Source organism: Mesorhizobium sp. WSM1386 (assembly GCF_055901595.1).
Map to the genome: position 1 here is coordinate 1,803,352 of NZ_CM148373.1, position 9,614 is coordinate 1,812,965.

Annotated in this window: 11 protein-coding genes; 5 read left to right on the plus strand and 6 right to left on the minus strand. The window is 64.1% G+C overall.

Annotated features, from left to right (window positions below; all coding sequences use genetic code 11):
- Positions 1 to 34 precede the first annotated feature (34 nt).
- From AC0NIH_RS08850 to AC0NIH_RS08860, 3 genes are all read left to right on the plus strand, one after another.
- Positions 35 to 1,009, plus strand: coding sequence for an adenosine deaminase (locus AC0NIH_RS08850; RefSeq protein ID WP_473463899.1), 975 nt, complete (start codon positions 35 to 37; stop codon positions 1,007 to 1,009).
- Between the two features lie 122 nt (positions 1,010 to 1,131).
- Positions 1,132 to 1,761 (plus strand): uracil phosphoribosyltransferase, encoded by a 630-nt coding sequence (gene upp, locus AC0NIH_RS08855; RefSeq protein WP_013893037.1) that lies wholly within the window; start codon positions 1,132 to 1,134, stop codon positions 1,759 to 1,761.
- Positions 1,762 to 1,857: 96 nt separating this feature from the next.
- Positions 1,858 to 2,427, plus strand: coding sequence for a TIGR02281 family clan AA aspartic protease (locus AC0NIH_RS08860; protein ID WP_473463902.1), 570 nt, complete (start codon positions 1,858 to 1,860; stop codon positions 2,425 to 2,427).
- A gap of 16 nt (positions 2,428 to 2,443) precedes the next feature.
- Here AC0NIH_RS08860 and deoA read toward each other — a convergent pair whose 3' ends face one another.
- From deoA to AC0NIH_RS08890, 6 genes are all read right to left on the minus strand, one after another.
- Positions 2,444 to 3,763, minus strand: a complete 1,320-nt coding sequence (gene deoA, locus AC0NIH_RS08865) for a thymidine phosphorylase (RefSeq protein ID WP_473463904.1) — start codon at positions 3,761 to 3,763, stop codon at positions 2,444 to 2,446.
- Positions 3,763 to 4,572: a purine-nucleoside phosphorylase gene (locus tag AC0NIH_RS08870; RefSeq protein WP_473463906.1), complete on the minus strand. Its 810-nt coding sequence runs from the start codon at positions 4,570 to 4,572 to the stop codon at positions 3,763 to 3,765. The genes deoA and AC0NIH_RS08870 overlap by 1 nt, the downstream gene beginning before the upstream one ends.
- Before the next feature lie 30 nt (positions 4,573 to 4,602).
- Positions 4,603 to 4,995: a cytidine deaminase gene (cdd, locus tag AC0NIH_RS08875; RefSeq protein ID WP_023779295.1), complete on the minus strand. Its 393-nt coding sequence runs from the start codon at positions 4,993 to 4,995 to the stop codon at positions 4,603 to 4,605.
- 78 nt (positions 4,996 to 5,073) lie between these two features.
- Positions 5,074 to 6,045, minus strand: a complete 972-nt coding sequence (locus AC0NIH_RS08880; RefSeq protein WP_013893042.1) for an ABC transporter permease — start codon at positions 6,043 to 6,045, stop codon at positions 5,074 to 5,076.
- Position 6,046: 1 nt separating this feature from the next.
- The gene (locus AC0NIH_RS08885; protein ID WP_224687377.1) at positions 6,047 to 7,186 is read right to left on the minus strand and encodes an ABC transporter permease; all 1,140 of its coding nucleotides are present in this window, start codon (positions 7,184 to 7,186) and stop codon (positions 6,047 to 6,049) included.
- Entirely contained in the window at positions 7,183 to 8,715 is a 1,533-nt protein-coding gene (locus tag AC0NIH_RS08890; protein WP_473463908.1) for an ABC transporter ATP-binding protein, read from the minus strand. Before AC0NIH_RS08890 ends, AC0NIH_RS08885 begins: the two co-directional genes overlap by 4 nt.
- A gap of 197 nt (positions 8,716 to 8,912) precedes the next feature.
- On the opposite strand from AC0NIH_RS08890, the gene AC0NIH_RS08895 reads away from it, so the two are divergent.
- Positions 8,913 to 9,122 carry a SlyX family protein gene (locus AC0NIH_RS08895; RefSeq protein ID WP_013893045.1) on the plus strand — a complete coding sequence of 70 codons (210 nt, stop codon included), beginning with the start codon at positions 8,913 to 8,915 and terminating at the stop codon, positions 9,120 to 9,122.
- A 22-nt stretch (positions 9,123 to 9,144) separates the two neighbouring features.
- Positions 9,145 to 9,546: a hypothetical protein gene (locus AC0NIH_RS08900; protein WP_473463911.1), complete on the plus strand. Its 402-nt coding sequence runs from the start codon at positions 9,145 to 9,147 to the stop codon at positions 9,544 to 9,546.
- Positions 9,547 to 9,614 lie beyond the last annotated feature (68 nt).

The following is a 9,614-nucleotide window of genomic DNA, read 5'->3' on the forward strand; positions in this document are numbered from 1 at the left end:
TTTCAAGACCTGGACTGACCGACGGGATGTTTGAATGCCTTTGAAAGCGGAACTGCACTGCCATATCGAAGGGGCAGCGGCGCCCGAACTCGTCATCCGCCAGGCGCAGAAATACGGCAAGGACACCTCGCCCTATATCCAGAACGGTTCCTTCGTCTGGCATGATTTCACGTCCTTTCTCGCGGCCTATGACTTCTCCTCCGACCTGTTTCGGACCGAGGAGGATTATGCGCGGCTGGCCGACCATTATCTGACCAGCCTGGCCCGTGACGGCGCCATCTATTCCGAGGTCTTCACCTCGCCGGACCATGCGGAGAAAGCCGGGCTGTCCCCCAAGGCCTATATCGACGCGCTCGGCGAAGGCATGCTGCGCGCCAAGGCCAAGACAGGCATCGAGGGCCGCATGATCGTCACCGGCGTGCGTCATGTCGGCGTGGAATCGATCGAGCGGGCGGCGCGCTTCGCGGCGCGCTGCGGGCATCCGCTGGTCACCGGCTTCGGTGTCGCCGGCGATGAGCGCATGGGCGACATGGAGGACTATGTCAGGGCTTTCGAGATCGCCCGCGAGGCCGGGCTCGGCATCACCGTCCATGCCGGCGAACTGACCGGCTGGGAGACTGTCCAGGCCGCGCTCGACCATATCCGTCCCTCGCGCATCGGCCATGGCGTGCGCGCCATCGAAAACCCGGATCTTGTCCGGCGCATCGCCGATGAAGGCGTCGTTTTGGAGTGCTGCCCGGGTTCCAATATCGCGCTCAAGGTGTTCGACAGTTTTGCCGATCATCCGTTTCCGGCGCTCAAGGCCGCCGGCTGCAAGGTGACGCTCAACTCCGACGACCCGCCTTATTTCTGGACCTCGCTGAAGCGCGAATACGACATCGCCGCCGAACATTTCGCCATGAGCGAGAAAGCGCTGGCCGCCGTCACCCGAACGGCGATCGAGGCCGCTTTCGTCGATCGCAAGACCAAGTCCGCGCTTCTTGCCCGGTTGAACGCGGTGGCGCGCTGATTTCTGCGAAATCTGTGGTCCACCGAGCCCAGGCGGTTCCTTGGCCGGCGCATAGCCGCTAGGGTCGTCCGAGCTGCCTGCCGCGCCTGTGCGCATAGGGCGACACGCATCAGGAGAACATCATGAAGGGCGTCACCGTCGTCGACCATCCGCTTGTCCAGCACAAGCTGACCATCATGCGCAAGAAGGAGACCTCGACAGCCGGCTTCCGGCGGTTGCTGCGCGAAATATCGCTGCTGCTCGGCTACGAGGTCACCCGCAATCTCGAACTGACGACGACGACGATCGAAACGCCGATGGAGACCATGGAAGCGCCGACGCTCGAGGGCAAGAAGCTGGTCTTCGCCTCGGTGCTGCGTGCCGGCAATGGCTTGCTGGAAGGCCTGCTCGACCTGGTGCCGGCAGCCCGCGTCGCCCATGTCGGCCTCTACCGCGATCACGAGACGCTGGAGGCAGTCGAGTATTTCTTCAAGGCGCCGAGCGATCTGGCCGACCGGCTTGTGATCGTCGTCGATCCGATGCTGGCGACAGCCAATTCGGCGATCGCGGCGATCGACAAATTGAAAGAGCGCGGCGCCACCAACATCCGCTTCCTGTGCCTGCTGGCGGCGCCCGAAGGCATCGAGCGCTTCACCACCGCGCATCCCGACGTTCCGGTCTTCACCGCGTCCATCGACCGCCAGCTCAACGAGAAGGGCTACATCATGCCCGGCCTCGGCGATGCCGGCGACCGCATGTACGGGACCAAATAATTTACCAAATGTTTACGCAACGGCGCGGTTTTAGCGCCCGTTAAAGCGGCAAACACCATCCGGCGCTAAAGGATCGGTACTCACAAAGGCCGATCCATGCTGCGCAAACTTCTCATCTTCAGCGTCTTTGCCGGCACATCGGCGTCGATCCCGGTTGTCTACCAGTCAAATCCGCAGGTCTTCGAAAACCTTCTGAGATCGGCGGTGACGGCCAAGCCCGACGCCGAGACCCAGGCCCAGCCCGACATCAACCTGGCATCGGTGCCCGACAAGCCGGTGGCGCCGAAACCGGCCGGCCGCAAGGTGGTCGTCGCGGCGGACGAGCGCGGACACTTTTCATCGACCTTCAAGCTCAACGGCCGTCAGGTCGATGGCATGATCGACACGGGCGCGACACTGGTCGCGGTCAATACGTCGACGGCGCGCAGGATCGGGCTGTCGCTCAATCCATCCGATTTCAGCCGTGAGGTCAGCACCGCCAACGGCACCATCAAGGCGGCCGTGGTGATGATCGATCGGCTGCAGATCGGCAGCATCACCGTCGATGACGTGCAAGCTATCGTGCTCGACGATAAGGCGCTGCGCACCAACCTGATCGGCATGAGCTTCCTCAACAGGCTTGGCAAATACCAGGCCGAAAACGGCACCTTGCTGCTCGCTCAATAGGAAGAGTTCCGTCCGGTCAACCGCGCGCCAGAATCCGCCGCATGACGGTTTTATCCGCCGGCGGTTTCGAAGCCCCGATCGTGTAGGCTGAAAGCACGGCCGCGGCCGCGGCCTCGGCATCGGATGGTGAGCGGGCATGCACCAGCGCCAGCGGCTCGCCAGCCCCGACCTCGGCGCCGATGGGCAGTAGCCTGGTGATGCCAACCGCCGGGTCGATCTTGTCGTCCGGCCGCGTGCGCCCGCCGCCAAGGCCAACCACCGCCAGGCCGATGTCGCGGGTGGCGATGCCGGTGACGAAGCCGTCGGTCGTTGCCTTGACCGCAAATTCGGTTGCCGCCTCGGCCAGGTATTTTTCCGGCCTCTCGATGAAATCGGCGGGGCCGCCGAGCACCGACACCATGCGCGCGAAGGTGGCGGCGGCGCGGCCGCTGACAAGCGTCTCCGTGGCGCGCCGCATGCCGTCCTGGTTGGACGATACCAGTCCCGCCGACTGCAGCATTTCGGCCGCCAGCGCCAGCGTCACATCCTCCAGCCGCCGGTCGCGAAAACGGCCGGTCAGGAAATCGACGGCGTTGCGCACCTCGACGGCATTGCCGGCGGCGGACGCCAGCGGTTCGTTCATGCCGGTGATCAGCGCCGAGACCTTCAACCCCGCGCCGCTGGCGACCTCGACCAGGCTGTTGGCGAGTGCCGTCGCGTCGCGCGACTTCTCCATGAAGGCGCCGTTGCCGACCTTGACGTCGAGCACCAGCGAGCCGAGGCCCGCGGCCAGCTTTTTCGACAGGATCGAGGCGGTGATCAGCGGCACCGATTCCACGGTTCCGGTGACGTCGCGAATGGCGTAAAGCCGGTGGTCCGCCGGCGCGAGATCGGCGGTCTGGCCGATAATGGCGCAACCCGTTTCCAGCACCGCCTTGCGAAACAGCGCGATGTCGGGCTGGCTGGCATAGCCGGGGATGGCATCCATCTTGTCCAGTGTGCCGCCGGTATGGCCGAGGCCACGACCCGATATCATCGGTACATAGGCGCCGCAGGCGGCAACGATCGGCGCCAGCATCAGCGAGACATTGTCGCCGACGCCGCCCGTCGAATGCTTGTCGGTGACGGGGCCCGGCAGATCCGACCAATCGAGCACGTCGCCGGAATCGCGCATGGCCAGCGTCAACGCCACGGCCTCGTCGCGGTTCATGCCGTTGAAGAACACCGCCATGGCGAAAGCCGCGACCTGGCCATCGGTGACGGTGCCCGACGTGACGCCGTCAATGAAGGCGGCAATTTCACGGGCCGGCAGCCTCTGGCCGTCGCGCTTGTGGCGGATGATTTCCTGCGGAAGCATCAGTTCTCCAGCAGTCCGTCGCGGAACACACGCTGCAGGACCGTCGCCAGCCGCGACCCGCCGACCGGCGCCATGTCCTTGGTCTCCTGGTGCGAAAGCTCGGCTCCGGTCATGCCGGCCGCCAGATTGGTGATGACCGAGCAGGCGGCGACGCGCAGGCCAAGAAAACGGGCGAGAATGACCTCCGGCACGGTCGACATGCCGACAGCGTTGGCGCCCATGATGCGCGCCATGCGGATCTCGGCCGGCGTTTCGAAGCACGGGCCGGAAAACCACATGTAGACGCCCTTGTGCAGCGCCGTGCCCGTAGCCTTCGCGGCCTGTTCAATCGCTTTGCGGATGCCGGCATCATAGGCTTCGGTGAGACCGACGAAGCGGCGGTCGCTTGGCTCGCCGATCAGCGGATTGGTGCCGGAGAAGTTGATATGGTCCGATATCAGCATGATCGAGCCCGGCAGCATCTCGGGATCGACCGAGCCGGCGGCGTTGGTGAGGATTAGTTTGGTGATGCCGATGCCGGCGAGCACTTCCAGCACCGGTCGCATCGCCGCAGCGTTGCCATGCTCGTAATAGTGAGCACGGCCGGACAGCATCAGCACCGGCGTGCCGGCAAACAGCCCCGCCACCACTTCGCCGGCATGGCCGCTGACGCCGCTTCTGGGGAAGCCGGGCAGATCGGCATAGGAGACGCGGATCGGGTGCTCGATCCGGTCGACCAAGCCGCCGAGGCCCGACCCCAGCACCAGCGCCGTGGTCGGTGCCAAGCCGTCCAGCTTTTCGATAAGACGATCCACGGCCTTTTCGGTCATTCCAGCCTGCCCTTCATTGGAGCCGATCTTTCACTTGAGAATATCGCCGCGAAAACCGTAGGGCAGCATGTCGCCCATGGTCACGGTCTCGGCGACGCCGGTATTGTCGCAGAGATAGAGTTTGGTTTCCGGTCGGCAGAATTCGGCTAGCCGCTGGCGGCAGCCGCCGCAAGGCGAGCATTTGGCCATGCGCTCGGCAAGGACGGCGATTTCGACGATCTTGCCGCCGCCGCCCATGATGTAATGGCCCAGCGCGGTGGTCTCGGCGCACCAGCCTTCGGGATAGGAGGCGACCTCGATGTTGGCGCCGGTGAAGACACGCCCGTCCTCGGTGCGCAAGGCCGCACCCACCGGAAACTTCGAGTAGGGAGCATAGGCCTTGGCCATGGCGGCCCTGGCCGCCTCGAACAGATCATGCGACATTTCAGTACTTCTCTCCCATGATCTTGTTCAAAAAGCCGGTGCCGATTTCGACCGCTGCGATTTCCCGCTGGTGCGGTCTCAGCGTTCCTTGACATAGGGCACGCCGCCGGCGCGCGGCGGGATCGCCTTGCCGATGAAGCCGGCAAGCAGGATGACGGTGAGGATATAGGGCAGCGCCTGCATGAACTGCACCGGCACTTTGCCGATCAAGGGCAGCGGTGATCCCTGCAGGCGGATTGCCGCCGCGTCGAGGAAGCCAAACAGAAGGCAAGCGAACATGGCGTTGACCGGCTTCCATTTGGCGAAGATCAGCGCGGCCAGCGCGATGTAGCCCTTGCCGGCGGTCATGTCCTTCACGAAGCCGCCATTCTGCACCATCGACAGGTAGGCGCCGGCAACGCCGGTGAGGATGCCGGTGCAGATCAGCGCGCGGTAACGCAGCCAGGCGACCGAGATGCCGGCGGTGTCGACGGCGGCCGGGTTTTCGCCGACCGCGCGCAGCCTGAGGCCAAACCGGGTGCGAAACAGCACCCACCAGGTGAACGGCACCATCAGGAAAGCAAGATAGACAAGAATCGAATGGCCGGAGATCAGTTCCGCGTAGATTGGGCCGATGATCGGCACACCGCGAACCGCCTCGGCGCCGGGCCAGATGATCGCGTCGAACCGCTCGCCAGGTCCAAGTGCCGGCGTGCGCCCGCCTTGCTGGAACCAGGCCTGGCCGAGGATGATGGTCGATCCGGCGGCGATGAAATTGATAGCCACGCCGGAGACGATCTGGTTGCCGCGGTGTGTAATCGAGGCGAAGCCGTGCACCAGCGCGAAGGCGACCGAGATCAGGATGGCCATGCCGAGGCCGAGAAGGGCCGAATGGAACACGGAAGCGGCGGCGGCGCCGGCGAAAGCGCCGACCAGCATCTTGCCCTCGAGCCCGATGTCGAAGATGCCGGCACGCTCGGAATAAAGGCCGGCGAGGCAGGCCAGCAGCAGCGGCACCGACAGGCGGATGGTCGAGTCGAGTATCTGCACGATGGCGATAAAGACATCCATCTCAGGCACCCTTTCCCTTGACCGCTTCCATCCCGACAGATCCCGGACTGAACGAGGCGAACAACGCCTGGATGTATGGCCTGAACATGTGCTCCAGCGCGCCGGCGAACAGGATCACCAACCCTTGGATGATGACGATCATGTCGCGGCTGATCGCAGGCATCTCGAAGGCGAGTTCGGCGCCGCCCTGGTAGAGCATGCCGAACAGGATTGCCGCCAACACGATGCCGACCGGATGCAGGCGCCCCATCAGCGCCACGGCGATGCCGACGAAGCCGGCGCCGGAAACGAAGTCGATCGCGACATTGTGCTGGTCGCCCATCACCGGATTGAGCGCCATCATGCCGGCGAGCGCGCCCGAGATCATCATGGCGGTGATGATGATGCGGGTCTCCGAAATGCCGGCATAGCGCGCCGCCTTCGGGCTGTGGCCGTAGGTGCGCATTTCGTAGCCGAGCTTGGTACGCCAGATCAGCAGCCAGACCAGGAAGGCCATGACCAGCGCCAGCAGGAAGGTGACGTTAAGCGGCGCCGAGCGGATCTTGGTGCCGAACAATTCGATGATCCAATTGAGCTTCGGCAATTCGGCGCCGGGCAGGAAGTTGCGCGTCTGAGGGGCCTGAGAGGCCGCCGGCTTCAAGGGGCCGACCAGCAGGTAGACCATGACGGAGGCGGCGATGAAGTTGAACATGATGGTGGTGATGACGATGTGCGACCCGCGCCTGGCCTGCAGATAGGCGGGAATCAGCGCCCACAACGCGCCCACAAGCGCCGAAGCGACGATCGCCAACGGAAATGTCAGCCACCACGGGAACACGCTGTCCAAGGGCAGGCAGACAATGGCGATGCCGAGGCCGGCGATATAGGCCTGCCCCTCGGTGCCGATGTTGAACAGGCCACAATGCGCCGCCACCGCAACCGACAGCCCGGTGAAGATGAATGTGGTGGCATAGAAGAGGGTGAAGGCGATGCCCGTTCCCTTGCCGAAGGCGCCCTCGACCAGGATGATTGCGGCGCGGAACGGATTTTCGCCGACCAGAAGCACGACGAAGCCGGCGACGATGAAAGCTACCGCTAGGTTGATCAGCGGGATCAGCCCGTAGTCGGCCCAGGCCGGCAGCTTGGCATAAGGCGTGCTCATTCCGCAGCCTCCTGGCGCTCGACGCCCGCCATCAGCAGGCCAAGCTCGCCTTCGGTCGCCTCGGGGCCGCGCTCGCCGACGATGCGGCCGGCAAACATCACCAGGATGCGGTCGGAGAGCGAACGGATCTCGTCGAGCTCGACAGACACCACTAGCACGGCCTTGCCCTGGTCGCGCATGGCGATCAGGCGCTTGTGGATGAATTCGATGGCGCCGACGTCGACGCCGCGCGTCGGCTGGCCGACGATCAGCACACCGGGGTCCTGTTCCATCTCCCGCGCGAGCACGATCTTCTGCTGGTTGCCGCCGGAGAAGTTGGCGGTCTTCAGCCGCGGATTGCCGGGACGAATGTCGTATTTCTCGATCTTGTCCTTGGCGTCGGCCATGATGGCCTCGACGTTGAGGAACGGCCCTTTGAGATAGCGCGGGTCGTCGTGATAGCCGAGGATCGAATTCTCGTTCTCCTCGAAGGCCAGCACCAGCCCGACATGGTGGCGATCCTCCGGCACATGGGCGAGCCCGCGGTCGCGCAATTCGCCAGGGTCGGCCTTGCCGGTGAGATCGATGGGCTTGCCGTCGAGCATGACGGAGCCTGAAACGGCGCGCCTGATGCCGGAAATCGCCTCGATCAGCTCGGATTGTCCGTTGCCGGCGACACCGGCGATGCCGACGATTTCGCCGGCGCGCACATTGAAGGAGATGTCGTCGACCATGGTGACGCCGCGGGAATCCTTGACCGTCAGGTTCTTGACCGCGAGCTTGACGCCGCCTGCTTCCGCCTCGCCCTTCTCGACCCGGAGCAGCACGCGGCGCCCGACCATCAGTTCGGCCAGTTCCCCGACGGTGGTTTTCTTGGTCTCGCGGGTCGCGACCATCGTGCCCTGGCGCATCACCGACACTGTGTCGGTGATGGCCATGATCTCGCGCAGCTTGTGCGTGATCAGCACCACCGTCTTGCCCTGTTCCTTCAACTGCTTGAGGATACGGAAGAGATGGTCGGCCTCGGCCGGCGTGAGCACGCCCGTCGGCTCGTCGAGGATCAGGATATCGGCGCCGCGATAAAGCGCCTTGAGGATTTCGACCCGCTGCTGCAGGCCGACTGGCAATTCCTCGATGATGGCGTCGGGATCGACTTCTAGCCCGTATTCGCGCTCGAGCCGCTCCAGCTCGGAACGCGCCTTGGCGATGCTGCTCTTCAGCAAGGCGTTGGTTTCGGCGCCGAGGATGATGTTTTCCAGCACCGAGAAATTGTCGACCAGCATGAAATGCTGGTGCACCATGCCGATGCCGAGCGCGATCGCGTCGTTGGGCGTCTTGATCGATGCCGGCTTGCCGCCAACGTGGATCTCGCCGCTGTCCGCCTGGTAGAAGCCATAGAGGATCGACATCAGCGTCGATTTGCCGGCGCCGTTTTCGCCGACGATGCCGTGGATGGTGCCGCGCGCGATCTCCAGGTTGATGTCGCGGTTGGCGCGCACAGCGCCAAAACTTTTGTTGATGCCAATCAGTTCGATAGCGGCTTGCGCCATGCAGCCAGTCCCACTCTTATTTTTTATCGCTTGGTCAAAATGCCTAGCATGACGCTCCGCCCATGCCAATCGGCCGGAGCGGCGTCCACTCTCGGCAAATCCCGGTGCGCTTGTCAATTTCCAACGTGTCCGTGGCCTTCATATTCGCTAATATGACGAGCCGAAATCAGCATCTTGATGAAAGCCAGGGATTGCTAATGACCATGCCCGCCGACCGGCTGACGACGCTGGAAATTCGCGCCGCCGAGCAGGAGAAGACCATCGAGGAACTGTCAGGCCAGATTGCCGAGCAGTGGAAGGTGATCGAGCGCATGCAGCGCAAGCTCGACGCGCTGACCGACCGTTTCCTGGCGCTGGAGGAGCAGTCCGCTCCCGACGTGCCGGTGACCAAGCCGCCACATTGGTGAGGAACAAGGGGAGGGCGCAATCATGAGCGACCGCATCGCAAGGGCCGGTGACTATGTGCTTGGCCTTATGAACGACGCGGAGCGCGAACGGGCCGAGCGCGATCTGGAAATCGACCCGGCCTTCCGCGACGCGGTGGTGCAGCTTGCCGAACGCATGCATATGTTCGACCGCGCCGAAAAGCCAGGTGGCGCCAATCATTGGGCGCTGGTGACGCAACGCATCGCCGAACTGCCGCAGATGCGTGTGGTCGGCCAGGACGGGGCGAAGCCGGTGATCAGCAAGCTGGAGCACCGTCCCCATGGCGTCGACGTGCATTCGCTTGGCGGCCGGCGCGGGGCCATCGTCGCGATCGTGCTGATTACGGTTTTCGCGCTTGGCTATCTCGCTGGGCTTTGGTCGACGGGTAGCGCGCTTCTGCCCTGAGATCGAGAGCAATCGCATAGGGCGCTCGCGGGGCTGTCCCATGCGACCGGCCTGCCTCGGCCTCCGGC

Coding starts and splice junctions, on each gene's coding strand:
- AC0NIH_RS08880 (WP_013893042.1), bottom strand. CDS start 6,045: ATGGATGTCTTTATCGCCATCGTGCAGATACTCGACTCGACCATCCGC.
- deoA (WP_473463904.1), bottom strand. CDS start 3,763: ATGCTTCCGCAGGAAATCATCCGCCACAAGCGCGACGGCCAGAGGCTG.
- AC0NIH_RS08895 (WP_013893045.1), top strand. CDS start 8,913: ATGACCATGCCCGCCGACCGGCTGACGACGCTGGAAATTCGCGCCGCC.
- AC0NIH_RS08860 (WP_473463902.1), top strand. CDS start 1,858: ATGCTGCGCAAACTTCTCATCTTCAGCGTCTTTGCCGGCACATCGGCG.
- AC0NIH_RS08870 (WP_473463906.1), bottom strand. CDS start 4,572: ATGACCGAAAAGGCCGTGGATCGTCTTATCGAAAAGCTGGACGGCTTG.
- AC0NIH_RS08850 (WP_473463899.1), top strand. CDS start 35: ATGCCTTTGAAAGCGGAACTGCACTGCCATATCGAAGGGGCAGCGGCG.
- upp (WP_013893037.1), top strand. CDS start 1,132: ATGAAGGGCGTCACCGTCGTCGACCATCCGCTTGTCCAGCACAAGCTG.
- AC0NIH_RS08885 (WP_224687377.1), bottom strand. CDS start 7,186: ATGAGCACGCCTTATGCCAAGCTGCCGGCCTGGGCCGACTACGGGCTG.
- AC0NIH_RS08900 (WP_473463911.1), top strand. CDS start 9,145: ATGAGCGACCGCATCGCAAGGGCCGGTGACTATGTGCTTGGCCTTATG.
- cdd (WP_023779295.1), bottom strand. CDS start 4,995: ATGTCGCATGATCTGTTCGAGGCGGCCAGGGCCGCCATGGCCAAGGCC.
- AC0NIH_RS08890 (WP_473463908.1), bottom strand. CDS start 8,715: ATGGCGCAAGCCGCTATCGAACTGATTGGCATCAACAAAAGTTTTGGC.